General features: G+C 52.9%; 19 protein-coding genes and 1 tRNA gene. 3 read left to right on the forward strand and 17 right to left on the reverse strand.

Going from position 1 to position 26,251, the window contains the following annotated elements; all coding sequences use genetic code 11:
• Positions 1–401: 401 nt before the first annotated feature.
• From tal to JW499_RS12485, 8 genes are all read right to left on the reverse strand, one after another.
• Positions 402–1,358 carry a transaldolase gene (gene tal / locus JW499_RS12450; protein WP_205210916.1) on the reverse strand — a complete coding sequence of 319 codons (957 nt, stop codon included), beginning with the start codon at positions 1,356–1,358 and terminating at the stop codon, positions 402–404.
• 25 nt (positions 1,359–1,383) lie between these two features.
• Positions 1,384–2,319, reverse strand: a complete 936-nt coding sequence (dusA, locus tag JW499_RS12455; protein WP_205210917.1) for a tRNA dihydrouridine(20/20a) synthase DusA — start codon at positions 2,317–2,319, stop codon at positions 1,384–1,386.
• Positions 2,320–2,757: 438 nt separating this feature from the next.
• Positions 2,758–3,018 (reverse strand): Txe/YoeB family addiction module toxin, encoded by a 261-nt coding sequence (locus tag JW499_RS12460; RefSeq protein ID WP_205210918.1) that lies wholly within the window; start codon positions 3,016–3,018, stop codon positions 2,758–2,760.
• Positions 2,990–3,274, reverse strand: a complete 285-nt coding sequence (locus JW499_RS12465; RefSeq protein ID WP_091356575.1) for a type II toxin-antitoxin system Phd/YefM family antitoxin — start codon at positions 3,272–3,274, stop codon at positions 2,990–2,992. The genes JW499_RS12460 and JW499_RS12465 overlap by 29 nt, the downstream gene beginning before the upstream one ends.
• Before the next feature lie 400 nt (positions 3,275–3,674).
• The gene (locus JW499_RS12470; RefSeq protein WP_205210919.1) at positions 3,675–4,427 is read right to left on the reverse strand and encodes a helix-turn-helix domain-containing protein; all 753 of its coding nucleotides are present in this window, start codon (positions 4,425–4,427) and stop codon (positions 3,675–3,677) included.
• A gap of 152 nt (positions 4,428–4,579) precedes the next feature.
• The gene (locus JW499_RS12475) at positions 4,580–6,508 is read right to left on the reverse strand and encodes an FAD-dependent monooxygenase (RefSeq protein WP_205210920.1); all 1,929 of its coding nucleotides are present in this window, start codon (positions 6,506–6,508) and stop codon (positions 4,580–4,582) included.
• 438 nt (positions 6,509–6,946) lie between these two features.
• A complete protein-coding gene (locus JW499_RS12480) occupies positions 6,947–7,165 on the reverse strand; it encodes a hypothetical protein (protein ID WP_205210921.1) in 219 nt (72 codons plus the stop codon).
• Positions 7,166–7,360: 195 nt separating this feature from the next.
• Positions 7,361–8,047 (reverse strand): class I SAM-dependent methyltransferase, encoded by a 687-nt coding sequence (locus JW499_RS12485; protein WP_205210922.1) that lies wholly within the window; start codon positions 8,045–8,047, stop codon positions 7,361–7,363.
• Between the two features lie 86 nt (positions 8,048–8,133).
• Here JW499_RS12485 and JW499_RS12490 point away from each other — a divergent pair, with 86 nt between their 5' ends.
• Positions 8,134–8,529, forward strand: a complete 396-nt coding sequence (locus JW499_RS12490; protein WP_205210923.1) for a diacylglycerol kinase — start codon at positions 8,134–8,136, stop codon at positions 8,527–8,529.
• Positions 8,530–8,534: 5 nt separating this feature from the next.
• On the opposite strand, the gene JW499_RS12495 is transcribed toward JW499_RS12490, so the two are convergent.
• From JW499_RS12495 to JW499_RS12535, 9 genes are all read right to left on the reverse strand, one after another.
• Positions 8,535–11,222 (reverse strand): nitrate reductase, encoded by a 2,688-nt coding sequence (locus tag JW499_RS12495; protein ID WP_205210924.1) that lies wholly within the window; start codon positions 11,220–11,222, stop codon positions 8,535–8,537.
• Positions 11,223–11,346: 124 nt separating this feature from the next.
• Entirely contained in the window at positions 11,347–11,682 is a 336-nt protein-coding gene (gene nirD / locus JW499_RS12500; RefSeq protein ID WP_091357126.1) for a nitrite reductase small subunit NirD, read from the reverse strand.
• 16 nt (positions 11,683–11,698) lie between these two features.
• The gene (gene nirB / locus JW499_RS12505) at positions 11,699–14,245 is read right to left on the reverse strand and encodes a nitrite reductase large subunit NirB (RefSeq protein ID WP_205210925.1); all 2,547 of its coding nucleotides are present in this window, start codon (positions 14,243–14,245) and stop codon (positions 11,699–11,701) included.
• Complete coding sequence (locus JW499_RS12510; protein ID WP_205210926.1) at positions 14,242–15,609, reverse strand: NAD(P)/FAD-dependent oxidoreductase; 1,368 nt, start codon at positions 15,607–15,609, stop codon at positions 14,242–14,244. The genes nirB and JW499_RS12510 overlap by 4 nt, the downstream gene beginning before the upstream one ends.
• A 259-nt stretch (positions 15,610–15,868) precedes the next feature.
• Positions 15,869–17,623 (reverse strand): bifunctional protein-serine/threonine kinase/phosphatase, encoded by a 1,755-nt coding sequence (locus tag JW499_RS12515; protein ID WP_205210927.1) that lies wholly within the window; start codon positions 17,621–17,623, stop codon positions 15,869–15,871.
• Between the two features lie 68 nt (positions 17,624–17,691).
• Positions 17,692–19,161, reverse strand: coding sequence for a NarK family nitrate/nitrite MFS transporter (locus JW499_RS12520; RefSeq protein ID WP_205210928.1), 1,470 nt, complete (start codon positions 19,159–19,161; stop codon positions 17,692–17,694).
• A 233-nt stretch (positions 19,162–19,394) separates the two neighbouring features.
• Positions 19,395–20,303 (reverse strand): ABC transporter ATP-binding protein, encoded by a 909-nt coding sequence (locus tag JW499_RS12525; RefSeq protein WP_205210929.1) that lies wholly within the window; start codon positions 20,301–20,303, stop codon positions 19,395–19,397.
• An 18-nt stretch (positions 20,304–20,321) separates the two neighbouring features.
• On the reverse strand, positions 20,322–21,305 hold the full coding sequence (locus tag JW499_RS12530; RefSeq protein ID WP_205210930.1) for an ABC transporter permease: 984 nt from the start codon (positions 21,303–21,305) through the stop codon (positions 20,322–20,324).
• An 88-nt stretch (positions 21,306–21,393) separates the two neighbouring features.
• On the reverse strand, positions 21,394–22,803 hold the full coding sequence (locus tag JW499_RS12535) for a CmpA/NrtA family ABC transporter substrate-binding protein (protein WP_205210931.1): 1,410 nt from the start codon (positions 22,801–22,803) through the stop codon (positions 21,394–21,396).
• A gap of 435 nt (positions 22,804–23,238) precedes the next feature.
• Between JW499_RS12535 and gltX the strand changes: the two genes are divergently transcribed.
• Both gltX and JW499_RS12545 read left to right on the forward strand, forming a co-directional pair.
• Positions 23,239–24,732, forward strand: a complete 1,494-nt coding sequence (gltX, locus tag JW499_RS12540; RefSeq protein WP_205210932.1) for a glutamate--tRNA ligase — start codon at positions 23,239–23,241, stop codon at positions 24,730–24,732.
• Between the two features lie 1,395 nt (positions 24,733–26,127).
• A tRNA-Ala gene (locus tag JW499_RS12545) sits at positions 26,128–26,203 on the forward strand.
• Positions 26,204–26,251 lie beyond the last annotated feature (48 nt).

The raw sequence follows: 26,251 nt of genomic DNA on the forward strand, positions 1-26,251 counted from the left end.
TTTGCCGGAGAAGCCTTCCATCGTGGTAGATAGTACCGGAGCAGGGGCCTTTAGAATCTAAAACAGACTCACCACAGAGGACACAGAGGACACAGAGGACACAGAGAGCACAGAGAACAGCCGGTAAATAGTACTTCTCCGTATCCTCTGTGATCTTAGCATGCCCTTTGGGTACTGTGGTAAAACGCTTTTAAGCGTCAAGCGTTCAGATTTTTGCCTGTTGGTTCTGGTTTGCCGGAAAAGCCTTCCATCGTGGTAGATAGTACCGGAGCAGGGCCTTTAGAATCTAAAATAGGTTCACCACAGAGGACACAGAGAGCACAGAGAACAGCCGGTTAATAGTACTTCTCCGTGTCCTCTGTGATCTTAGCATGCCCTAGCGTTGATTAATTTCAGCCGGGTTATAGCTGGCTGAGCAGCTGCTCCAGTTTCACCTGATCCGCGGCGAAGTTGCGGATACCCTCTGCCAGTTTTTCTGTGGCCATGGCATCCTCATTCATTGCCCAGCGGAACGCCTGTTCACTGTTTTCAAGCTTTGGCTCATCACTCATCGGAGCATCAGCAAAAAGTTTCTGGTCCAGCGGTATTCTGGTTCCCGCCAGTTCTTCAATTAGTCCCGGGCTGATCGTCAGACGGTCACAGCCTGCCAGTTGGCGGATCTCTTCGCTGTTGCGGAAGCTGGCTCCCATGACCACCGTGTTATAACCGTACTGTTTGTAGTAGTTGTAGATCCGGCTGACCGAAAGTACGCCGGGATCTTTAGGGCCACTCAGTTCTGTGCCTTCAGGGCTGTTGGCTTTATACCAGTCAAGAATCCGACCGACAAACGGCGAGATCAGGAACACCCCGGCATCGGCACAGGCCACCGCCTGGGCGAAGCCAAACAGCAGCGTCAGGTTGCAGTTAATGCCCTCTTTTTCCAACTGACGGGCCGCTTCGATCCCTTCCCAGGTCGATGCGATTTTGATCAGCACCCGCTCATTACCGATGCCCGCTTCGTTATACAGGCCGATCAGTTTCTTCGCTTTGGCGATGGTTGCCTGGGTATCAAACGACAGGCGAGCATCCACCTCGGTGGAGATACGCCCGGGGATCAGCGAAAGGATTTCGCAGCCAGCCAGCACCGCCAGCTTATCGGTCATGTTGGCCAGTTGTTCCGCTTCGCTGCCACCCTGACTCAGCGCCCAGGCTCTGGCCTGTTCCAGATAGGGGCGGTAAGCCGGGTCCTGACTGGCTTTCAGCAGCAGGGAGGGGTTGGTGGTTGCATCCACCGGTTTCAGATCGCGGATCGCATTAATGTCGCCGGTATCGGCAACAATGGTGGTCATCTTTTTAAGCTGATCCAGCTGGCTTTCCATTGTTATATTCCTTTTCCATAATCTTTTAGAACGCAGCTACTTTAGCAACCGCGTGTTTCAAAACGTCGACATCAGCGCCGGCCTTGTGAGCATTTTCGCTCAGATAGCGGCGGAACTGGCGTCCGCCCGGCTGGCCGTGAAACAGGCCCAGCAGATGGCGGGTGATATGGCCCAGATAGCAACCCTGACTGAGTTGTTCTTCAATGTAGGGGTACATCTGCTCGATAATCTCTATGCGGGTTTTCACTGCCGCGTCCGGGTTATAGAGCTTGTCTACCTCCGCCATCATATAGGGGTTGTGGTAGGCTTCCCGGCCGATCATGACACCATCAACATGTTGCAGATGTGCTTTGCTTTCATCCAGTGTTTTGATACCACCGTTTATCAGCACTTCCAGATCGGGAAACGCCTGTTTTATCTGGTAGACCCAGTCATAGTTCAACGGTGGTATATCCCGGTTTTCTTTCGGACTTAACCCCTGAAGTATCGCTTTTCTGGCATGGATTATAAAGGTCTTACAGCCGGATTCCCGGACAATCGAGACGAATTGATGAAGTTCTTCATAGCTGTCCATATCATCAATGCCCAGCCGGTGTTTCACCGTCACCGGAATGCTCACAGCGGACTGCATCTTTTCCAGGCACTCAGCGACCAGATCCGGATGGGCCATCAGGCAGGCACCGATCATATTGTTCTGCACCCGGTCGCTGGGGCAACCCACATTGAGGTTAACCTCATCATAGCCAGACTCTTCGGCCATCCGGGTGCAGGTGGTCAGGTCATCGGGATTACTGCCGCCCAGTTGCAGCGCCAGAGGGTGTTCCTGCTGGTTGTACTGCAGAAACCGTTCCCGGTCGCCATGAATCAGCGCGCCGGTGGTGACCATCTCGGTATAGAGCACAGCGTTCTGACTGATAATCCGGTGGAAATAACGGCAGTGTCGGTCGGTCCACTCCATCATGGGTGCGACTGAAAAGCGTCTGTCCGGCGTATTCCGCGGGGTTGCTGGGGTGTGGCTGTTTTTTGCTGATGTTTTCAATGGTTTGTTTTTGGTTAAATTAGGTTGTTTTAGGGTGTTTTTGGGGAAGCAGTGCTACAAAGAATGCTCCATTTTGTCGAGGCACACTGATTGATAGAGCACTGAGTGCTGACTGTTTACACCCCATACCGCTGCGGCCGAATCTGTTGCGTATCACGCCCTCATCTGTAATCAGCGGAAAGGCGCGATTATATATCAGGAAAGAAAAACATTCGATCAGCATAAAGCCGCGAAGTTGTGGGCGAAACAACAGGAGATAAAACCGTCCCGGTCTGAAATGGAGTTCAGAAAGTGATGGGGTGATTGGTAGACGCTTTTTGTAACTTAAAGATTTTTCTATGGCTATAGAAAAAGTCTGATTTAGTAGTGATAACGGCACTGGGCAATAAGAATCGTGTCGTTGTCTACGGTATAAATCAGCCGATGCTCTTGGTTTATTCTGCGAGATACAAATCCGGATAGATCTCCTTTGAGTCTTTCCGGTTTGCCTATCCCTGTAAATGGAGTGCGCATTGAAGCTTTTATTAGCTCATTTATTCGAGCTAAAATTTTCGGATCGTTTTTCTGCCAGTATAGATAATCGTCCCAGGCTTCATTTGCCCAGCTCAATTTCCTCGCCATTTTCGATATCCTGTAGGTCGTGTACGACCACTCTACCAGCCTTTATATCTGCTACTGCGTTTAGTAAGCGCTCGGCGTTTCGAGGGCTTCTGAGTAGATATAATGTTTCGTTGATGCTGTCGTAATCCTCTTTAGATAGCATTACAACATCACCGCCGTTTTTTCGGGTGATAACAGTTGCTTCGTGAGAATCACAAGTCGCATCCATTACACTCTTTAGACTGGCGCGAGCATCGCTGTAGTTAACGATGTTCATGTCAAACCCCTTGTTTGCTCTAACCAGGATACTATTTTGCAGCCTGGGTATGTTTCTTTAACTCGGTTTACGAGCTACGTGTTTATGATCTATGCATTAATAGTTGTACAGGTAATTGTACATTTATATTTTGTGTTACGTCAAACTCTACCTTCTCATCCAGTATATATCTTCAGATTATTCTGACTTATTAGTTAGGCGTTTAGTGTTAAAAAACAAAAATGGTTATTTATATTTTATAAATCAATAGTTTATTTGCATAAAAATTTTTCTGATATGCAAGGATATTAGTCGGCCTTAGCGCCTCTATGAACTATTTTCTGCACAACGCCGAGCCATTCTTTCATATGGCGGAAGTAGAGTATTGCCATTCCGAAAGCCTGATAACGTCAGTTGCTAATCACACAAACCGGACCAGTTCGGATTTGCGACAGATCTTTAGTTTTTTGAATGCTCTTTTTTTGTAGGTGATGATAGTCGATTCCGATAATCCAAGTTCATTACCAGTCGATTTGGCGGTATGGCCCTGCAGAATCATATCGCAGATCTGCGCTTCGCGTTCTGAGAGGCCTGATACCAACAGGGATTTAATCACCCCGCGCTGTTTGCGTTCATCGCGAAAATGTTTAAGCAGCAAAGATCCGATCAGTGACGATACCTGTTTCAGTGAGTCAAGCTGTCCGTCAGCAAAGCCATCCTCCTTTTTGCTGTAAAAGTTCACATAAAAGAGATGTTGGCTTTTTCGGTCCAGCACGATAAATGAAAACTTGGTATCGAAATGGGGGACGTTAAAAAAGCGCCGGCGATAAACGGGAGGGAGTTGCCTTTTTTCCAGCAGGCGGTAGGGCGCCACGTCCGTTTGGCAGAGCACGGACGCCTTGAGTTCCTGCAACATCGGGTCATCCAGATAGGCGCCATCCAGATAGAGTGAAGCCAATTCGAGTCCCAGGTCAGGATGCTCGACATTATGCGCCAGGCGGCAAGTCGCGTACTCGCCATTGGGCGAGAACTCGAACACCATATACTGATCGATCTGGGCGAGGGCTTTCATCATCTGAAAGAAGCGGGGATAAAACTCACCACTGCCGAGCCGGTCAATGCAGCCTGCAACCTGCTCAGCTATATCTGGCCAAATATCTCGTGAGCTGTGCATATCGACCTCTGATAGCAGAAATAACGCCAAGTATAGTGCTACAGCTGAGTTAACTCACGCAGCAGGGCTTGATCAACCTTCTGAGTACAGTGTTTCTTCGTGAGCGGGTTAGCGCCTCCGGAAAGGTTACTTCCGGGGCGCTTTAAACCTGTTTATGAAAGCATAAAACCATCAAAGAAAGCACTCAGCTGATCATATCCATTGAGGGGGAGGATAGTGGCAATATGCTGATCGGGTCGCACCACGACCATACAACCGCTGCTGCGATCAATACCCCGCTGCTCAAAAACATCCTTACCAGGGTCAGCACGGAATATCTTTTCGTAATCCCTCAAGCCGTACTTACCTTTGGCAGGCCAGAGGAGTTCAGGCATCGCTTCGATTGACAGATCTTGCTGCTGGAATACTGCATAGAGATCAATCACCGAGTCGACGTCTGCACCGGCAGGCGTATATTTCCGCACCGGTGAAGTTTCAGCGTTTGCCAGGAAGTCGACCAGTTTGCCTGAGTCGGAGGTTGCATCCAGAGGGGATTGCTGACTGCCAAAGATAAAGAGCCGCCAGCGGCCATCGGCTTTATTCAGGTGGCCCAGGTGTACGGGGCAGCCATCCGCCAGGCGAACCGCTTTGGCCGAATGGAAGCGTTCTCCGATATGGAAGCCGGTTGCCAGGCGCTGGTTTTCGTGACCGGTACAGAGATAGGATTCATCGTAGCCAATAGATGTACCGGCAATAAATCCATTCTGGCGGGCAACGAATTGCTCGATATCTGCCGTACTTTTTTTGACCGGCTGTGAATTTCTGTTTGCCGTTGGGCGAGTGGCGACCAGGGCTGACATTTCACGGTCAGCATTGATCAGCATAAAGGCGACTTTGCGACGCTCTGTCTCATAGGTTTGCAGCAATCGGGGATCAGACCTGCCCTGCAACACAGCGGCCAGTTTCCAGCCCAGGTTAAAGGTATCAGGCAACGAAGTATTCAACCCCCAACCCCCTTTGGGGCTGTGTGTATGGCAGGCATCACCGGCCACAAACGCGCGCGGAATCAGGCCTTGCGGATTACCCGCCGGGGTGTCGTCAAAGCTCTCAGCAACACGCTGACCCACCTCGTAGATTGACCACCAGGCGACCTCTTTAACATCCAGTTGGTATGGCTTCAGGATCAGTTTCGCCTTGGCAATAATATCGTCGACAGTCAGATTAAGCCCGGACGCTCTATGCCCCCTGGCCAGCAGATCGAGCTCGACATAGAGGCGGACCAGGTAGCCACCCTCGCGGGGGACGATCATTACCGCGCCGTTGTCTTTCGACTGGATAAAGCTTTTCACCCGGATATCCGGAAAGTCGGTGACCAGCAGAACATCCATCACGCCCCAGGCTTTGTTAGCCGAGTCACCCTGTAGCTCAATTCCCAGGTTTTTACGCACCGCACTGCGTGCACCATCACAACCGACCACATAGCGCGCTTTAACGGTCTCGACCTTGGACGATTGCGTTGCATCGTTGCGTTCAAAGGTGGCCGTGATGGGGTGCGCACTCAAGTTCTGGGTGAGACCCTTATCAACCTCCAGCTCAAGCAGCCGACGGTTATAATGTGGAATCAGGTGCGTGACTGAGTTTTCCATGCCTTCGAGTAAGATATCGTGTAGCCGTGCCTGATTGACTACCCCATGGGTAAATTCGGAGAGACCCAGTCGTGCATCGGGCACTTTGTGGGTTCGCTTAATGTTCTCCGGATGTTGGGCATCCGGCTCCCAGAATGCATTCTGGTGCAGTTGGTAGGTTTCTTTCACAAGCAACTCACTGCTGTTAAACCCTTCCATAATCTCCATCGTGCGACAGGATATGCCATCCGCCTGACCAAATAACAGTGGCCCGGATTTCTGTTCAACAATACAGGTTTTAATATCGGCGAACTCCGACAGCTGTCTTGCCAGCGCCAGCCCTGCAGGGCCACAGCCGACAATTAAAACGTCCACCTCGGTTGGCAGGTCCGCCATCGGTGGTGGACTAGCGGGTTCCCGGGCTGAATCTGGAATCTGATAGTTACCGGGTTTAAAGCCGTTGAGATGATACTGCATCACATAATCCTCTTAGCCTGACGTAGTCGCTGGCGGGTATTGTTATTGTCTGTCGAGAGTTGGCATTCAACATTGATCGATAGTGTGTAGTTTGATCGATAGTGTGTAGTTTATGTGGATATGTTCGCAGAGCCTGTCACCTGAAAATGGGGACAATTGAGGGATGGCTATAAACATGCTGATCGGAAGCGGTAAGCCGGCTAAGGTATTCAACTGAGGGTATTCAACCAGGGTATTTATCGCTTATTTTCGGGTAGGGGTGAGCCCTGGCCTGACAGCCAGTTGTTTTTTGAAGTGCAGCATTTTGCTCCCTGATTTAATCCGTGAAAATAAATCAGGGAGCTGTGGGGTGACTATGCTTGTCTGTCATCAAGACTATGCTGAAGACTTATTTTTTGTGGCGCAGTGTTTTTATCAGCGATCCTGTTTCGATTCAGGTTATTGCCGTTTGGATATTTCCCGCATCAGACCACTCAGATCAAGCCCCTGAAGTTCTGCAAGTTTCTGAATATCGTTCTGGGTACGGGGAGGCACTTTGCTAGCGGCTTTAATGGCCTGCTTTTTCTCTGCGGTTTTTTGTTTAACTTTTTCCAGCAGATTATTTAACTGTTCCAGACTGAGATGACTCAGCTGTTCATCTACTTCATTACTAAACATCGGATATGTAAATTTTCCTGAGAGACGATCTAATCCTTACGTTCCTGCAGTGGTTGCAGATCACTCATACATCCATGGTAGACCGCGCAACAGCGAGCCAGAGGCGGTTTTTGCCGTCTGCCTGGTTAAGCAACGTTAAATTATCTCTGAGCGGGTTGTGCGGGAGGCTAACTATAGCACTCAAACCGTTTGTTTTTAAACTGATATTGCAGCTATTCTCACTGCCCGGCCATTTTTAAAGGTTTCAACGGCTGAAATCTCAAAACCACACTGTCGCAGCAGCGCCGTAATATCCTCAGGGTGATAGCGGTTATGTTCCTGAAAATGCTGAAACGCATCCACCAGGGCATCGTAGTCCGGCGTCTGGCTTGCCAGATCGATCTCACCATATTGATGCTGCAGATAATCCGCCAAAGGCTGGCGCACCATATCGCAGAGAATAAGCACACCACCGGGTTTCAGCCAGTGGCGCAGTTTACTGAACAGCGTTACCGGCTGGTGCAGTTCATGAATCAGCAGATTGGCCAGGGCGATATCCACTGAGTGTTGCGGCAGTTCGGTTGCGGGGTTGTTGAGATCATCACAGATAATGCTCACATTAGCTGCCAGATCGTCCATCCGCTCCAGCATATAGGGCGCCAGCTCAAACCCTGTCAGAGTCGCCTGAGGATACTGTTGTGCCAGTTGGTTCAGCCACAGACCGGTGCCGCAGCCCAGGTCGATAACTGAAGCCTGATCTGACAGCAGTGCAGCGCAATGATGCTGCCAGAACGCCTGAAAATCTGCGTCATGATTTTTTGCGTAGCTCTGAACGGTTTTTTCGGCCGCTTTCTGACCATCACCACCATGATGATGGCGCAGATATTCGGTGGTTTTTTGCATCTTTGTTACAGTGTCCCGCTGACCATAGTATGGCGATTATTTTCATGTTTTAATGCCCGCTTCGCAAACTAAAAGTTGCTATTCAGATGCATCAGATCAAGCGTACCGGCGTTAAACGTTTCTATTTTGCCACTAAATATTCAATGCAGGGAATTAAAGCCGCCTGGCAGGAGGAGCCTGCTTTTCGCTATGAGGTCTGTGCAACCGTGGTTATGCTACCCGCGGCCTTCTGGCTGGCCCAGTCAGGCATTCAGCTGGCACTGTTGCTGGCTTGCTGTTTTCTGGTGCTGGCGTTTGAGATTGTTAACTCGGCGATTGAGGCGGTAGTGGATCGTTGGGGGCCGGAATATCATGAGCTGGCCGGGCGGGCCAAAGATATGGGCTCCGCCGCCGTCTTTATGATGCTCAATATGACCTGGGTGGTATGGGCTGGTGTTGCCTGGGACAACGGCTATCTGGATTTTGTCAAAGCGCTGTTTTAAAAAGATTAGTTCAGCAATGCTCTGATCTCCGGCAGGCAGGAGCCGCAGTTACTGCCGCACTTCAGTTTGGCCGCCAGTTCGTCGGTGCTCGCCGCGCCCTGACTGATCGCCTGCTGGATCTGCTTTTCCCCCACCTCAAAACAGCTGCAGATAATCGCACCGCAGTCGGTGCTGTTATCCACCGGTTTACCGGCCAGCAGAGCCATCCGTTGTGCCGCAGTACTGATCGGTTGGGCAAACTGCTTACTCAGCCAGGCGCTGTTGGGCAGAGCCTCTTTCAGATGAGCTTTTTTCAGATGAGCTTCTTTTGGATGAGCCCGGCTGGCGGCGAAAAACAGCAGTTCAGGCTGGTTGCCGTTAAAGCTTGCCAGACGATAGGCGGATGTTGAATTCAGTTCGATCCGGTCTGGGCTGATAGTGGTGATACTGGCCAGCCACTGCTGCCAGCTATCGGGTTGTTGCAGGCCTGCCAGCTCATAGCGGAATCCTTTTGTCAGGGGAACCTTACACCAGTATTCGCAGGGCAGGTCGGCGAGCTCTTTATCGCTGATCAGAATACCCCGCCAGAGGCTGTTCAGTGTGCGGATAGTGACCGGACAATACTTGGACTCGGGTTGCCCGGCAATCGGATCACAGATCGGGGCTATCAGGCTGTCCACCCGGGCCTGTGAGGTAAACTGCGCGCTCCAGTGGATCGGCATAAACAGTGAACCGGCAGGCTGCCTGTCGGTGACGTTGGCACGCACCACACAACGGCCGAGGGCGTTGCTGACTTCCACCAGATCATTATCAGCGATCTGTTTCTGTGCGGCATCTTCAGGTGAGATCTCCACAAACGGCTGATCAATATGATTGAGCAGGCGGCTGGCTTTGCCGGTGCGGGTCATGGTGTGCCACTGATCGCGGATACGGCCGGTGTTGAGCACCAGAGGGAACTGTTCTGAGGTTCGGTTAACCGGCGCTGTCGGCGTGACAGCAACCATCCGTGCCCGGCCAGACGGAGTGTTGAACTGACCACTCTGAAACAGCCTCTTTGGGTTTAAGTTTGCTTGCTTAGCTGCTGGCCAGCGGACCGGCTGCAACTGGTTATACTGTTCTTCAGTGAGGGATTCCAGGGCGCTGATATCGAAGTAACGCCGGCCGTTATTCCTGTATCCGGAAAGGGCTGCATGCTCGGTAAATATCTGCCCCGGTGAAGTGAATTCAAAGCCCGCGTCAAACCCCATGGCCCGGGCCACGGAGCAGATAATCTGCCAGTCATGGCGGCTCTTGCCAGCGGGTTTGAGAAACCCCCGCTGCCGCGATATAACCCGTTCGGAGTTGGTGACGGTGCCGTCTTTTTCTGCCCAGCCGGTGGCGGGCAGCAGTACGTTGGCGCAGGCGGTGGTGTCGGTTTTTTCAATGCAGTCAGACACCACCACTAACTCGCAGCGTTGCAGTGCCTCGCGGACAAGATCGGCGTCAGGCAAACTGGCGACAGGGTTGGTGCCCATGATCCAGATCGCTTTGATGCGGCCATCATGCACCGCCTGGAACATATCCACCGCTTTCAATCCCTCCTGGTGGACCATGTTCGGTGCCTGCCAGAAGGTCTCAACCAGTTCGATATTAGCCGGATCACTGAAATCCATATGCGCCGCCAACTGATTGGCCAGTCCGCCGACCTCCCGTCCACCCATGGCGTTGGGCTGGCCGGTAATGGAGAAGGGCGCAGACCCCGGTTTGCCGATCTTTCCGGTAGCAAGGTGGCAGTTGATGATCGCATTGCCCTTATCGACCCCGGATGAGGACTGATTGATCCCCTGAGAGAACAGGGTGACGACTTTCTCCGTGCGGCTGAACCAGTCATACAACAGACCCAGACCGGTTTCAGGCAGACCACAGCGTCGGGCGGATTCTGCCACACTGCCGGTCAGTTGCTTCGCCGCTAGCAGGGCGCTGTCAAAGCCCTCGGTATGGTTGTCGATAAAGGTGGAATCCAGGGCGTCATTGTCCGCCAGATAACTCAGCAGGCCGGTAAACAGATAGCCATCGCTACCGGGTTTGAGTGGCAGATGCAGATCGGCAATATCGCAGGTAGCGGTTTGCCGGGGGTCGATAACCACGATCTTCATCTCGGGGCGGGCTTTTTTGGCAGCCACAATCCGCTGATAAATAACCGGATGTGCCCAGGCGGTGTTCGAACCGGTGAGAATCAGCAGTTCGGCCAGTTCCAGATCTTCATAGCAGCCGGGCACCAGGTCGGCACCAAAGGCCCGTTTGTGGGCCGCCACTGCAGAGGACATACAGAGGCGGGAGTTGGTATCGACATTGGCCGAGCCGATAAAGCCTTTCATCAGCTTATTGGCGACGTAATAGTCTTCGGTCAGAATCTGACCGGAGAGGTACAGTGCGACAGAGTCGGGGCCGTGCGCCTCGATGGTTTTACGAAACCCCTGGGCAACATGATCGATGGCCTGCTCCCAACTGACGCTGGCGCCATCAATCCGGGGTTCCAGCAAGCGGCCTTCCAGGCCGGTTGTTTCATGCAGGGCAGACCCTTTTACACAGAGACGCCCCTGATTGGCCGGATGATCCCGGTCGCCGCTGACCGCGATCAGCTGGTTGTCGCTGACCTCGGCGTTGACACCACAACCGACGCCACAGTAGGGGCAGGTGGTTTTAACCTGGCATGTGTCTGAGGTGTTCGTCATCTATCAGGGTTTCCTGTGTATCTGTTTCTCTGTTAGGGGGTTCACTCAGCGGTTAAATCAGCGCTGACATCAGAGCCGATATAAGAGCCGATATAAGAGCCGATATAAGAGCCGATATAAGAGCTTATATAAGCACCTCGACCTGACCCTGCTCAATCCGGGCAGGCCACGCCTGAATGCGGGTGTTTTCATCATCCAGGCAGCGACCGGTTTTCAGGCAGAAATGCTGTTTATAAACGGGCGAGGCGACAAACAGATCATCCCCTTTTGAACCGATCAGTCCCCGTGACAGGACATTGGCCTGGCTGAATGGGTCGTGGTTAGCAATGGCAAATACCGCTTGCTGCTTTTTGACATAAAACAGTGCCACCTGAGTGTCTGCCACCAGGGCGCAGATGCCAGAGTCAGCGATCAGATCATTTTGGCTGCATACGGCAGTCCAGTGTTTGGTAGTAGTCATCATTCTTTCCTCTGTATCAGCTCACCAGTTTGATCGGTTCGGCCTCAACCTCAGCCTTTTCCTGCGGAGTTGCCGGGCGAATTTGCTGGCGCTCCTCGACAAATACGACGTTGCTGTCTGGGGCTTCTGAGTTAACGAAATGGCGGAACCGCTTCAGCGCTTGCGGGCTTTCCAGGGTGGTTTTCCACTCGCACTGATAGGTGGATACAACATGGGCCATCTGTTGTTCCAGCTCCTCGCCCAGGCTCAGGCTGTCGTTGATAATCACCTGACGCAGGTAGTCCAGCCCGCCCTCCATATTTTCCATCCAGACGGAGGTGCGCTGCAGGCGGTCCGCGGTCTTGATGTAAAACATCAGGATGCGGTCGATGTAGCGGATCAGGGTGTCACGGTCGAGGTCGGTGGCAAACAGGTCGCCGTGGCGGGGTTTCATGCCACCGTTGCCGCAGACATACAGGTTCCAGCCTTTTTCGGTGGCGATCACGCCGATATCCTTGCTCTGCGCTTCAGCGCACTCGCGGGTGCAGCCGGACACGGCAAACTTGATCTTGTGCGGCGCACGCAGCCCCTTGTAACGGTTTTCCAGATCGATCGCCAGACCGACACTGTCATCCACCCCGAAACGGCACCAGGTGCTGCCAACACAGGATTTAACGGTTCGCAGGGATTTGCCGTAAGCGTGGCCGGTTTCAAAGCCTGCCTCGATCAGCTCCTGCCAGATATCCGGCAGTTGCTCCAGCCTGGCACCGAACAGGTCAACCCGCTGACCGCCGGTGATCTTACTGTAGAGGTTATATTTCTTCGCTACCTGACCCAGTACAATCAGCTTGTCGGCGGTAATTTCACCACCGGCGACCCGGGGCACCACCGAATAGGTGCCATCTTTCTGCATGTTCGCCATAAAGGTGTCATTGGTATCCTGCAGGCTGACGTTTTGCTCCGTCAGGATGTAATCGTTCCAGCAGGACGCCAGAATACTGCCCACCGCAGGGCGGCAGATTTCACAACCATGGCCGCGGCCATGTTGCTCCAGCAGCTCATCGAAACTGCGGATCTCTTCAATGCGGATGATGTTGTACAGATCCTGACGGGTATAAGGGAAGTGCTCGCACAGATCACGATTAACTTCGACCCCCATCTCCTCCAGTTCATGGTTTACCAGATCGGTCAGCAGGGCCGAACAGCCGCCACAGCCGGTAGCCGCTTTGGTGGTTCCTTTGACATCGGCCAGGGTGCAACAGCCGCCATCCAGCGCCATGCGGACATCGGCTTTGCTGACATCGTGACAGGAGCAGATCTGGGCGGTTTCCGGCAGCGCCGCAACCCCCAGGCCGGTTTGTTTGTCGTCGCCGCGGTTGGGCAAAATCAGCGTGTCCGGGTATTCCGGCAGGTGGATACCGTTGAGCATATACTGCAGCAGCGTGCCGTACTGTTCAGCATCACCCACCAGAATAGCGCCCAGCAGTAGCTTACCGTCCTCTGACACCACCAGTTTTTTGTACACTTCGGCACGCTCATCGACAAAGCTGTACACCCGAGCTCCAGGCGTCTGGCCGTGGGCATCGCCAATACTGGCAACATCGACCCCCATCAGTTTCAGCTTGGTGCTCATATCGGCACCGGTGAAACTGTCGCTTCCACCGGTCAGGTGAGACACCGCGACTTTGGCCATCTGGTTGCCGGGTGCCACCAGGCCGAATATCTGTCCGTTCCACAGGGCGCACTCACCGATGGCATAGATCGAGGGGTCGGAGGTCTGGCAGTTGTTATTGATCACGATACCGCCGCGCTCGCCTACCTCCAGATCAGATTGACGGGCCAGTTCATCCCGGGGACGGATGCCGGCAGAGAACAGGATCAGATCGGTCTCCAGCACCTCGCCATCGGCAAAGTTCATTTTGTGGAAACACTGTTCGCCGTCATCGATCAGTTGAGTATTCTTTTGCGTATGCACGCTCACGCCCAAAGCTTCGATCTTCTGCCGCAACATGGCACCGCCGCCATTATCCAGCTGCACCGCCATCAGTCGTGGGGCAAACTCCACTACATGGGTTTCCAGGCCAAGGTCGGTGAGCGCTTTAGCCGCTTCCAGCCCCAGCAGGCCGCCACCGACAACGGTGCCCACGCGGGATTTTCTGGCCGCTTCGGCAATCGCATCGAGATCGTCAATGGTACGGTACACCAGACACTGTTGACGGTCGTGGCCGGGTACCGGAGGCACGAACGGATAGGAACCGGTCGCCAGCACCAGCTTGTCGTAGCTCAGTTCGCGGCCTTTGTCGGTGGTCACCGATTTATACCCTCTGTCGATCCCGGTAACGGTTTCACCGGTGAGTACATTCAGTCCCCAGCTGCGGTAGAGATCCGTATTCCCCATCGCCAGGTCTTCAGCGGTCGCCCCGGAGAAGTAAGCGCTCAGATGCACCCGGTCATAGGCCAGTCGGCTTTCTTCACAGAACACGGTGACTTCAAAATTATCCAACTGACCACTATCGGCCAGGCTCTGCAGAAATTGGTGGCCAACCATACCGTTGCCGGCGATTACCAGTTTTGTTTTACTCATGAGGTTGCTCCTGTTGCCAGACATAATTCAGGTGCTGAAGTCCGGATCTCTTCTACACCGACAGGGGTTAATTGGGGGATCGATTCAGCTTCGCAGTAGCGCCGGCCAAAAATCAGGTCCGGCGTCAGGTGCTCAACCTGTTGCTGGGTCTGAATCAGTTCGAAGTACCAGTTACCATCATTCACAGCGCCATAGAGCACGGCGCCGGTGAGTCTCTGGTCACGGAAAATCAGTTTTCGATAGGTGCCGCTGGTGAGGTCCTGACAGATCACCGACTCGCTTTCCGGGCTGTCGAGAAACTCACCGGCGGAAAACAGGTCAATGCCTGAAACCTTCAGTTTGGTGGCACAGGGCTGCACCCGGAAAAGGCTGTCTGAGGTGCGGCACAACTGGTCTGCCAAAACGGTTGCCTGATCCCACAGGGGGGCAACCAGGCCGAAGGTGTGGCTGCCGAACTGGGTGCATTCTCCCAGGGCATATACATTCGGATGAGAGCTCTGCAGCCGGTCATTGACCAGCACCCCTTTGTCGCAATCGATTCCGCTGACCTTAGCCAGCTTGTGATTGGGCGTGATACCGATGGCGATAACGGCCAGTCCGGTGTGTATCACCGAATCATCACTCAGGGTTACCTGCTGAAGTGTTTCCGGGCGTGGGTGCACTTCGCTTTTTGAACCTCCAGAGAGGTAGGCAGAGTTCTCATCAGAAGATACCTGACCGGAGAACTGGCTGATTTCAGCATTCAGCCGGAAGGTGATGCCGCGTGCTTCCAGCGACTGTTGCAACATTTTGCCTGCTGCGGGATCCAGCTGTCGGTTCAGCAGCCAGCCACCGCGATGGATAACGGTGACCTCCAGCCCCTGTTGACGCAAGCCCCAGGCGGCTTCAAGTCCCAGTAATCCACCGCCGATCACCGTAGCATGCCGGGTATTGCTGACTTTGCTCATGATGCGGTCAATGTCATCGAGATTGCGGAAGCTCAGGATGCCATCCAGATCACAGTTCCGGGCTGCGGGAGGGATTACCGGTTCAGACCCGGTGGCCAGCACCAGTTTGTCATAGCTAAAGAGGCTGCCGCTTTGACAGGTCAGGGTCTGGGTTGCCGTATCGATTGCGATAACCGGGTCGCCACTGTGAAGGGTGATACTGTTTTCCTGATACCACTGCTCTGAATGGGTGATAATCTCATCTGCTCTGATCTCTCCGGCGAGTACGGGCGAGAGCATTATGCGGTTGTAATTGGCATAACCCTCAGCGCCGAATACGGTGATCCGGTAGAGATCCGGATCCCGTTTCAGAATCTCGTCCAGCAATCGGCCGCATGCCATGCCGTTGCCAATAATGATGAGATGAGCTTTAGCCATAAAAAAAATCCAAAAAAAAATGGCATTCACCAACCAGTACGAGTGCGAAGTACTGGAGGATGAACACCATTGTCCAAAAAAATATGAGAAGCCTAAGATAGGCATATCAGATAATGCAGATGCTATGCCATTTATTTTTTAGTCTTTTAAAAATAATTAGTTACAGTTGTTCTGGTGATTATTTAGTCATCCAGAAGGTCTTTTTCGTGCACCAATAATGCTAATCTGGTCGAATACCGCACCTTTGTGGTGCCACGATTTAGCGGGTGTACAGATACAGCAGCACCAGATCAGACATCAGCAACAGCAGACAGAATATCTGCCATACCAGCAGTGGGTTTTTCCTGATCAGCGGCTGCTTGCTGATATCCGCCGCCAGCTTCTGATTGGGGGTGGTAAAGTCCTGAATAAATTCCGACAGCGCCTGATAGCGATGCACCGGGTTGGGTTGCAGGGCTTTCTGCAGGCAGCCTTCCATCCACAGTGGCAGGTCTCTGCGCTGGTGGATCGCGGGCCGGTAACTGAGTTCGGTATAGTTGGCGATGCTGACCTGCTTAACCGAGTGCTCCTTAAACGGCAGTGTGCCCGTGAGCATTTCGTAGCTGATGACCGCCAGAGAGAAAAGGTCCGAGCGGAAGCTGCCTTTTTGTCCCATCAGGTATTCAGGGGCGATATAGTTGACCGACCCCTGGGGCACCGACTTATCCAGTGGTGAGCCCAGTTCGTTGATGCCGGCGATCAGCACCGTTCCGAAATCCAGAATTTTAACCTGGCCATCCCGGTTGAGCATGATGTTTTCAGGCTTCAGATCCTGATGCACCATATCCTGCCGCTGGAAGGCGCGCAGTCCTTTGATCGCCTGTTGAATAATCGGGGGCACCAGATCGGGAGAGGGGTGTGGATGATCATCCATCCACTGCCGCAGATTTACCCCCTCTATATACTCTCCTAAATAATAGAGGAAGCGTTTTTCCCCCGCTGGACTGAAGGTTTTCATCACATTAGGGTGGTTTAGCTGTTGGCCAACCCACTCCTCACGCACGAAGCCGTCGAGATAGAGCGGGTCATCGTCAAAGTTGACGGAGGGGGCTTTGAGGGTGTAAATCTGGCCACTGCTGAGTTCCCGGACTTTGTACATATGGCTGCGGGTACCACTGAAAATAATATCCAGTACCTCATAGTCGTCGATTCTGTTACCCACCTTCATGACCGGCGGGATCGGTAAGCGGGTCAGTCTTCGGTGACTTTCATCCAGCGTCTCAGCTGGCAACTGATCCACCCGTACCAGCAGCACGGTGAGATTGTCATCGCTGCCGTTTGCCAGGGCCTGCTCAACGATGCGCTTTGCTACCGTTTCAAGGCTGTCTTGCTGAATATGGCTTAGCAGCGCCTTCAACTGGTTCACACTGAGATATTCATGAACGCCATCGGTACTCAACAGCAACAGATCGCCGTTGATCAGATCCTGCTGCGAAAAATCAACTTCAAGATGCCGGTCAGCGCCCAGTGCCCGGGACAGATAGTTACGCCCCCGTTCCGTGCGGCTGTGATCGTTGGTGAGCTGTTCCAGCTGCTGATTGCGCCACTGATAGATGCGGGAGTCCCCGACATGAAAGGTGTACAGCGTACTGGACTTAATGATCAGTGCCGAAAAAGTTGTCAGCATACTGTCGCGGTGTGCCGGGAGGACGTTGTTCTGCTGATGCAGCCAGCTGTTTAGCCCGGTCACCACCCGTGAAACCGACTGTTTAACACTCCAGCTGTGCGGGGTGCTGAAATAATCCTCAATAAAACTGGTCACAGAGGTCTGACTGGCGATATGCGAATCCTGACAGCTGCTGACACCATCGGCAATGGCGGCGGCTGCCCCTTTAAAGCGGCGGCTGTTGTTGTCCGGCGGCTGGTGAGCGGCGAAGGCATCCTGATTGACCGGTTTTTGTCCTGCGGTTGAATAGCCGCCAAAGCTAACTTTAAGGTCAGCAGAGGCTTTCTGCGGGCGTTGCTGTGCGGTCATACTTTCACCTGTAATAGGGGTGCTGTCCCGATACTGTTCGAAAACAATACCCGGACAGCGGTGCTTCTTCAGGTCACACTAATCAGTTCTACGGTTCCATCATCATTAACTTCTGCCATATGGCCTTTAGGCTCTTCCAGGAACAGCAGCGTGACAAAGCCCAGCACGGCGGTGGCGGCGATGACTGTAAAGAATGTCTGGTAGCTTACCATAGACAAGACTGTCAGATAGAACACCGCGCCGACATTGCCATAGGCGCCGGTCATGCCTGCCACCTGGCCGGTCAGACGACGCTTAATCAGAGGGACGACGGCAAAAACGGCGCCTTCACCCGCCTGCACGAAGAAGGAGCACGCCATCGCTGTGATCACTGCGATGATCAGAGGCCAGCTGTTATCGATCATCGCCATCAGTGCATAACCCACCGCCAGACCCGCAGTAAGAATCAGCAGGGTCTTTTTGCGGCCGAAACGATCACTGATCCAGCCGCCTCCGGGGCGGGACATCAGGTTCATAAAGGCGTAAGCCGAGGCCAGTAGCCCCGCAACCACCATATTCAGTTCAAACACATCTGCAAAGAGCAGTGGCAGCATCGACACTACCGCCAGTTCTGAACCAAAGGTGGCGAAGTAGAGGATGTTCAGTACCGCTACCTGCTTAAACTTGTATTGTTCAATCTCTGGCACCGGTTTTATAAACACTTCCCGGTTAACGTTGTAGGCGCTGTAGCAGTCATAGATGAATATAGCGATCAGCGACAGGTTGATAATCAGTGCGGCGGTTGCACTGATAACACTGACACCCGCCGGGGACAGCTTCCAGGTCAGCAGCGCCAGCGCGGCATACATCGGAATCTTCATAATCAGCAGAAACAGGAAATCCCCTTTGCTGGTGACCTCCAGCCCGCCAATTTTTTTCGGTTTGAAATAGGTTGAGCCTTTCGGTGTATCGCTGACGTTGGCGTACCAGATGAAGCTGAATACCAGACTGATGAGACCGGTCAGACCGACCGCATAGCGCCAGCCATCGTCACCGCCAAACAGCAGGGCGAGGGTTGGCAGGCTCATGGCCGCGGCGGCTGAACCAAAATTACCCCAGCCGCCATAAATACCCTCGGCGGTGCCCAGTTCATTGGCTGGAAACCACTCACTGACCATGCGGATACCGATGACAAAACCAGCCCCGACAAACCCCAGCAGAAAACGGGAGATAGCCGCTTCGGCGAAATTATCCGCCAGGGCAAACATAAAGCAGGGGATGCTGGAGATCAGCAGCAGTGCGGCGTAGGTGAGTCGTGGGCCGTATTTATCGGTCAGCATACCGATAATAATGCGGGCCGGAATGGTCAGGGCGACGTTAAGAATCAGTAGTGTTTTGATCTCAGCTTTGCTCAGGCCCAGCGATTCAGCAATCGCACCCAACAAGGGGGCATGGTTGAACCAGACAAAAAAAGTGATGAAGAATGCGATCCAGCTGAAATGCAGGATCTTCATCTTCCCGCTAAGCGAGAAAAGATTAAATTTGGTGGCTTCATTCATGCGTAGTGCCTTTGCTTATTGTTAATAATCCGGAACAAAAAAAAACGCCCGGAAACCTTCCATACATTGATGGAGTTTCCGAGCGCCATTGCTCAAATAAGTGCGCCGAACAGATTAATTGCCTCTTTTCGGTGCACTTAATTAACCCTGTTAATCTCTGGTGCTTCCCGCTAAAAGATAGATTGCGCGCTAACTGTCTGTTTCTATGTAACTATTCTTGTTACGCCAGATTGTCAGGCGGCTTCCTCGCTGTTCTGTTCTGCGCTTGATTGTTCAGTATCATGCAGGTTTTGTGCCTGTTTATCGCTTTCAGTCTTTTTTTCAGATAACGCGGAGACCTTTACCTCTTCACCGGGTTGGCGCTGCTTTTCATAGAGGAAGCTCAAAACTGCGGCACGATAGTGGTTATATTGCGCATCATCCGCCAGCTCCAGTCGATGGCGGGGGCGCTCGAGATTGACCTCAAGTATCTCTCCCACCGTGGCCGCCGGGCCATTGGTCATCATTACGATGCGATCAGAGAGCAGCACCGCCTCGTCAACATCGTGAGTGATCATAATCACGGTGTTATTCAGATCCGCCTGAATCTCCATCAGTGAGTCCTGCAGGTGCGCACGGGTGAGTGCGTCCAGTGCGCCAAAGGGTTCATCCATCAGCATCACCGTGGGTTCCATCGCCAGTGCCCGGGCGATGCCAACCCGCTGCTTCATGCCGCCAGAGATCTCATCCGGGCGCTTATGCATCGCATGATCCATATGCACCAGCTGCAGGTTGTGTTCGATCCACTCCTTCATCTCGGCTTTAGATTTGCTGTTTTTAAAGACCTGCTTTACCGCCAGCTCGACATTCTCATAGGCGGTCAGCCAGGGCAGCAGCGAGTGGTTCTGAAACACCACCGCCCGTTCCGGGCCGGGTTCGTTAACCTCTTTGCCATCCAGTAGTACGCCGCCTTTAGTGGCCTGATAGAGGCCGGCCACGATATTCAGCACGGTGGACTTACCGCAACCAGAGTGACCGATCAGCGAGACAAATTCGCCCCGCTCGATCTTCAGATTGACATTACTCAGGGCTTTGAAGGGGCCGCTGGGCGTCGGAAAATCGATATCGACGCCGGTAAGCTCCAGATGTGTTTTTGCAGTCATGATCTTTCTCCTTACCGGTTAACGCAGTTCCTGAGTCTTATCCCAGGAAACCTTCTTCTGTAGCATCAGCATGATCCGGTCGAGCATAAAACCGATCAGGCCGATCACAATCACCGCCACCATAATCCGTCCCAGTGAATTGGAACTGCCGTTCTGAAACTCATCCCAGACAAACTTACCCAGCCCGGGGTTTTGCGCCAGCATCTCGGCGGCAATCAGCACCATCCAGGCGATCCCCAGTGACAGCCGTAAACCGGTGAAAATCATCGGAATCGCTGAGGGGATAACAATCTTGATGACGTGAGTCAGCCAGGACAGCCGCAGCACCTTGCTGACATTGTTGAGATCGGCACTGATGGAGGAGACTCCCACCGCCGTATTCAGCAGGGTGGGCCACAGGCAGCAGAGCGACACGGTGATCAGTGAGGTGACAAAAGACTTCGCAAACATCGGATCATCGCTGACATACAATGCGCTGACCACCATAGTGACCAGCGGTAGCCAGGCCAGCGGAGAGACCGGTTTAAACAGCTGAATCACAGGGTTGAAGGCGCTGTAGAGGGTTTTATTCAGGCCAATCACGATGCCTGCCGGGATGGCGATCAGCGATGCGGCAAAAAAACCGGCCAGTACGGTGACCAGGCTGGTGCCGATCTGATCGATAAAGGTCGCTTTGCCGGTATAGGCGCGGAACTTGATCTCAGCGTCGGGATTTTTCGCCAGTTTCTTAGCATTGCGGTCATCCTGGCGCTGATAAAAAGCGGCTTCTTTCTGGCGCTCCCGGTTATGTTCAGCGAGCAGGTTTTTACTCTGCTCGTACACCTGCGCGGGGCCAGGAAACTCCCCCAGTGAGGTGTGGATATTGCGGGCGCCGATATTCCAGATAAACAGGAAGATCAGAATACCGGTCATCGGTACCACCAGTGCTTTAATCAGCGCTGCCAGGTTGAGCTTTTCCACTAAGCCGAACGGCTTTAACAGTTTCAGTGCCATGCTACTCATAATCAGTCTCCATCGGGTCGCCCGGGGCGACCCTTTGGTTTTCTTTCCGGGGGTTTCCTGAAGGCTTATTCACAAGCGCTTTAATCAGTTAAATTTTGCTGTCGGGTTTCAGGCCGATCTTAAACTTCGTCAGATACTCGTTAGGCTTATGGCCGTCATAGGTGATGCCATCAATAAACTGAGTCTGAGGGGCCTTAAAGCCGGTTTCAGTGGCAAAATCCGGGAACTCACTGGCATTCAGCTTACCCTCTGCAATCAGCTCTTTTGCTGCAATGGCATAGATATCGGGGCGGTACACCTTCTTCGCGGTTTCCATAAACCACTCATCGGATTTAGGCTCAGCAATCTGACCCCAGCGACGCATCTGTGTCAGGTACCAGATCGCATCGGAGTAGTAAGGGTAGGTCGCATTGTGACGGAAGAAGACGTTAAAATCGGGTACCTCGCGTTTATCACCCTTCTCATATTCAAAGGTGCCGGTCATCGAGTTGGCAATCACATCGTAATCGGCCCCCACATATTCCGGACGGGAGAGAATATCCACCGCTTCCGGGCGGTTGCCGTTGTTATTGTCATCCAGCCATTTTGCTGCGCGGATCATCGCTTTAACGACCCGGATATGGGTGTTGGGGTACTGATCCGCCCAGGCTTTGGACACGCCAAACACTTTCTCGGGGTTGTCTTTCCAGATCTCATAATCGGTCACGACCGGAACACCGATACCCTTAAATACCGCTTGCTGATTCCAGGGCTCGCCAACACAGTAGCCATAGATAGTGCCGGCTTCCATGGTGGATGGCATCTGTGGCGGTGGTGTGACGGAGAGCAGGGCATCCGCATCGATCTGTCCGGCAGTGTCGCCTTTCTGAGGGGCGTAATAGCCAGGGTGGATGCCTCCGGCGGCCAGCCAGTAGCGCAGTTCATAGTTGTGTGTCGAAACAGGAAACACCATGCCCATCTTAAAGGGCTTACCCTCGGCTTTGTAGGCATCAACAACAGGCTTCAGTGCATCGGCTTTAATCGGGTGCAGCGGTTTGCCGTCGGCCCCTTTTTCCACATAGGGCTTCATCTGTTCCCAGATATCGTTGGAAACGGTGATCGCGTTGCCGTTCAGGTCCATACTGAAGGCGGTAATGATGTGCGCCTGTGTACCAAAACCGATGGTTGCCCCCAGTGGCTGACCCGCCAGCATGTGCGCGCCATCCAACTGACCATCAATTACCCGGTCCAGCAGCACCTTCCAGTTTGCCTGGGCTTCCAGTTGTACGTAGAGACCTTCATCTTCGAAGTAGCCTTTTTCATAGGCCACCGCGAGCGGTGCCATATCGGTCAGCTTGATAAAGCCGAACTTCAGCTCCTCTTTTTCCGGTTCGCCCACGCTGGCCTGAGCCGCGTTCAGTGTCAGCAGGCTGCTGACGGCAACCGCGCCGAAGGTTTTTACCGCGTTTTTCAGTAGCGTTCGGCGGCCTGTCATTTTAGAAAGCAGAGTGTGAGTCATGTTGTGTGGCTCCTGAATGTGCAAAAAAAGCAAAAAAAAACGCCTGCCCCACCGATAAAACTATCGGTAGGAGCAGACGTCGTTGTCAGGTGTGAAATCAGGGGATACCCGATTTCTGAAATATTGTACTTGTTACCCCTTACAAAGCAGACCGCATGCCAGAATGTTAATAGTTCTTATTAAACAAATAGTTATATGTTTTATGCTTGGATGCAGAGAGTTGAGTATTGATAAAGCGCACTTTAATTGTGCTGTTTTTTGTTTCTGATGGCCGTTCTGCGCTCAGATTGAGCAAAACATATGCACGGCATTGTTGGCGCTTTGAAACACTCACACTCCCGGGTGAATACGGTAGGCGCATAACTGTCGAGCAGGTATAATGCGCAGCAATTCCGTTGTAACTTCCTTTTAATCAGTCTGGATGCATATTTTCTGATGACCGTACGTACCCGTATCGCACCGTCTCCAACCGGTGATCCGCACGTAGGCACCGCCTACATCGCCCTGTTCAATATGGCTTTCGCCCGTCAGCATGGTGGCGAATTTATTCTGCGTATTGAAGATACCGATCAGACCCGCAGCACCGCAGAATCAGAACAGATGATTCTGGATTCATTGCGCTGGCTGGGGCTGGAGTGGGCGGAAGGCCCGGATAAGCCGGGTCCTCATGGCCCTTACCGGCAGAGTGAGCGGGGCGAGATCTATGCTAAATACACCCAGATCCTGCTGGATAACGGCAGTGCGTTTAAATGCTATCGCACCGCAGAAGAGCTGGATCAGTTGCGCAATCAGCGTCGCGAACAGGGCCTGCAAAGCGCCCTGAAAGAGAGCGATCTGGCACTGCCTGCAGAGGAAGTGGCAAAGCGTGAAGCGGCGGGCGAACCCTATGTGGTACGTATGAAGGTGCCTGAAGAGGGCGTCTGCGTTTTTGATGATATGCTGCGCGGATCTATCGAAGTGGACTGGGCGCAGGTTGACTGTCAGATTCTGATGAAATCCGACGGTATGCCGACTTACCACCTGGCGAACGTAGTGGATGATCACCTGATGGAGATTACCCACGTACTGCGTGGTGAAGAGTGGATCAACTCTGCTCCTAAGCATCAGTTGCTTTATAGCTACTTCGGCTGGGAGATGCCAAAACTGTGTCATATGCCACTGCTGCGTAACCCGGATAAGTCCAAACTATCCAAGCGTAAAAACCCGACCAGCATCATCTACTATCAGCGCATGGGCTACATGGCGGAAGCGCTGATCAACTATCTGGCGCGCATGGGCTGGTCGATGCCGGACGAGCGTGAGAAGTTCTCAATTGAAGAGATGATTGAAAACTTCGATATTAACCGTGTCTCCCTGGGTGGCCCGATCTTCGATCAGGAAAAACTCAGCTGGCTGAACGGTCTGTGGATCCGCGAAGAGCTGACCGATGAGCAGTTCGCCGCGGCGTTCCAGCAGTGGGCGCTGAATCCTGAATACCTGATGCAGATTATTCCACTGATCAAGCAGCGGGTGGAGAAGTTTTCCGATGTGGCACCGGTGGCGGGCTTCCTGCTGTCCGGAATGTTGCCGATCACTGAAGAGAGCTTCACCCACAAGAGCCTGCAGAAAGATGATATCCGCCGCATTCTGCAGTTCGCCTCCTGGATGCTGGACAGCGAACAGAACTGGAATAAAGATCACCTGTTTGCCCAGTGCAAAGCGCTGGGTGATGCGATGGGCTATAAAGTGCGTGACTTCCTGTTCCCGCTGTTTGTTGCTATCGCTGGCACCAGTGCCAGTGTCTCGGTAGTGGATTCCATGCAGATCCTTGGCCCGGACATGAGCCGCGCCCGGGTGCGTCATGCCCTGGACATCGTCGGTGGCCCGTCGAAGAAAGAGACCAAAACCTGGGAAAAAGAGTATCGCGCACTGGCTGAAACCCTGGCCTGACCGCTTTCTGATAAATATTAAAAGCCCTGCACTGCAGGGCTTTTGTCGTTCAATGACTCAGCCGAATGTAGGAGCCCCGTCCCGGGGCGATTAAATATTTACAGCACAGAGAACACCGAGGGCACAGAGAAAGATTCGATGAGTGTAGGAGCCCCGTCCCGGGGCGATTAAATATTTACACCACAGAGAACACCGAGGGCACAGAGAAAGATCAGATGTGTGTATGAGCCCCGTCCCAGGGCGATTAAATATTTACCTCAGAGATCACCGAGGGCACAGAGAAAGATCTGATGAGTGTAGGATCCCAGTCCCGGGGCGATTAAATATTTACACCACAGAGACCACCGAGGGCACAGAGAAAGATCTGATGAGTGTAGGAACCCCGTCCCGGGGCGATTAAATATTTACACCTCAGAGAACACCGAGGGCACAGAGAAAGATTCGATGAATGTAGGAGCCCCGTCCCGGGGCGATTAAATATTTACACCACAGAGACCACCGAGGGCACAGAGAAAGATTCGATGAGTGTAGGAGCCCCGTCCCGGGGCGATTAAATATTTACACCACAGAGACCACCGAGGACACAGAGAAAGATTCGATGAGTGTAGGAGCCCCGTCCCGGGGCGATTAAATATTTACACCACAGAGAACACCGAGGGCACAGAGAAAGATCTGATGAATGTAGGAGCCCCGTCCCGGGCCGATTAAATATTTACACCACAGAGAACACCGAGGACACAGAGAAAGATTCGACGAGTGTAGGAGCCCCGTCCCGGGGCGATTAAATATTTACACCACAGAGAACACCGAGGACACAGAGAAAGATTCGATGAGTGTAGGAGCCCCGTCCCGGGGCGATTAAATATTTACACCACAGAGACCACCGAGGGCACAGAGAAAGATTCGATGAGTGTAGGAGCCCCGTTCCGGGGCGATTAAATATTTACACCTCAGAGACCACCGCGGGCACGGAGAAAGATTCGATGAGTGTAGGAGCCCCGTCCCGGGGCGATTAAATATTTACACCTCAGAGACCACCGAGGGCACAGAGAAAGATTCGATGAGTGTAGGAGCCCCGTCCCGGGGCGATTAAATATTTACACCACAGAGGCAACAGAGGACACAGAGAAAGATAAAATGTGATAAAGCTCTGTGGGAGAGGGCATGCTAAAGGGGCTCCTACAAAAGAGGATGCCGGACTGTGCTCTTTCGGCCCCCAGACCTCGCCCCCCTGTCGTATTATCGACTTCATCAGGGCCCGCGAGTTGCTAATTGACTGAGAAAGAACCGCTAAAATAACCGTTTAAAAATCAACACTGTTTGACGACAAAAATAGTCAACTTCATTGCTTGACAGACAACGGGGTCGCCATTAATATAGCCGCCACTTGGTTTTGGGGCCTTAGCTCAGCTGGGAGAGCGGTTCGCTGGCAGCGAACAGGTCAGCGGTTCGATCCCGCTAGGCTCCACCAATTCCTTCCTCTTCACTTATCTCTTCAAGAAGAGAAGAACCATCAGAC

Origin of the sequence: Amphritea pacifica (genome assembly GCF_016924145.1) — a bacterium.
GTDB classification, from domain to species: Bacteria; Pseudomonadota; Gammaproteobacteria; order Pseudomonadales; family Balneatricaceae; genus Amphritea; species Amphritea pacifica.

What these genes read in the sequence shown, in the direction of transcription:
- JW499_RS12525 (WP_205210929.1), bottom strand. Translation starts at nt 20,303, where the DNA reads ATGACTGCAAAAACACATCTGGAGCTTACCGGCGTCGATATCGATTTT.
- JW499_RS12490 (WP_205210923.1), top strand. Translation starts at nt 8,134, where the DNA reads ATGCATCAGATCAAGCGTACCGGCGTTAAACGTTTCTATTTTGCCACT.
- JW499_RS12475 (WP_205210920.1), bottom strand. Translation starts at nt 6,508, where the DNA reads ATGCAGTATCATCTCAACGGCTTTAAACCCGGTAACTATCAGATTCCA.
- JW499_RS12485 (WP_205210922.1), bottom strand. Translation starts at nt 8,047, where the DNA reads ATGCAAAAAACCACCGAATATCTGCGCCATCATCATGGTGGTGATGGT.
- JW499_RS12520 (WP_205210928.1), bottom strand. Translation starts at nt 19,161, where the DNA reads ATGAATGAAGCCACCAAATTTAATCTTTTCTCGCTTAGCGGGAAGATG.
- tal (WP_205210916.1), bottom strand. Translation starts at nt 1,358, where the DNA reads ATGGAAAGCCAGCTGGATCAGCTTAAAAAGATGACCACCATTGTTGCC.
- JW499_RS12480 (WP_205210921.1), bottom strand. Translation starts at nt 7,165, where the DNA reads ATGTTTAGTAATGAAGTAGATGAACAGCTGAGTCATCTCAGTCTGGAA.
- gltX (WP_205210932.1), top strand. Translation starts at nt 23,239, where the DNA reads ATGACCGTACGTACCCGTATCGCACCGTCTCCAACCGGTGATCCGCAC.
- nirD (WP_091357126.1), bottom strand. Translation starts at nt 11,682, where the DNA reads ATGACTACTACCAAACACTGGACTGCCGTATGCAGCCAAAATGATCTG.
- nirB (WP_205210925.1), bottom strand. Translation starts at nt 14,245, where the DNA reads ATGAGTAAAACAAAACTGGTAATCGCCGGCAACGGTATGGTTGGCCAC.
- dusA (WP_205210917.1), bottom strand. Translation starts at nt 2,319, where the DNA reads ATGATGGAGTGGACCGACCGACACTGCCGTTATTTCCACCGGATTATC.
- JW499_RS12465 (WP_091356575.1), bottom strand. Translation starts at nt 3,274, where the DNA reads ATGAACATCGTTAACTACAGCGATGCTCGCGCCAGTCTAAAGAGTGTA.
- JW499_RS12510 (WP_205210926.1), bottom strand. Translation starts at nt 15,609, where the DNA reads ATGGCTAAAGCTCATCTCATCATTATTGGCAACGGCATGGCATGCGGC.
- JW499_RS12515 (WP_205210927.1), bottom strand. Translation starts at nt 17,623, where the DNA reads ATGACCGCACAGCAACGCCCGCAGAAAGCCTCTGCTGACCTTAAAGTT.
- JW499_RS12530 (WP_205210930.1), bottom strand. Translation starts at nt 21,305, where the DNA reads ATGAGTAGCATGGCACTGAAACTGTTAAAGCCGTTCGGCTTAGTGGAA.
- JW499_RS12495 (WP_205210924.1), bottom strand. Translation starts at nt 11,222, where the DNA reads ATGACGAACACCTCAGACACATGCCAGGTTAAAACCACCTGCCCCTAC.
- JW499_RS12470 (WP_205210919.1), bottom strand. Translation starts at nt 4,427, where the DNA reads ATGCACAGCTCACGAGATATTTGGCCAGATATAGCTGAGCAGGTTGCA.
- JW499_RS12460 (WP_205210918.1), bottom strand. Translation starts at nt 3,018, where the DNA reads ATGGCGAGGAAATTGAGCTGGGCAAATGAAGCCTGGGACGATTATCTA.
- JW499_RS12535 (WP_205210931.1), bottom strand. Translation starts at nt 22,803, where the DNA reads ATGACTCACACTCTGCTTTCTAAAATGACAGGCCGCCGAACGCTACTG.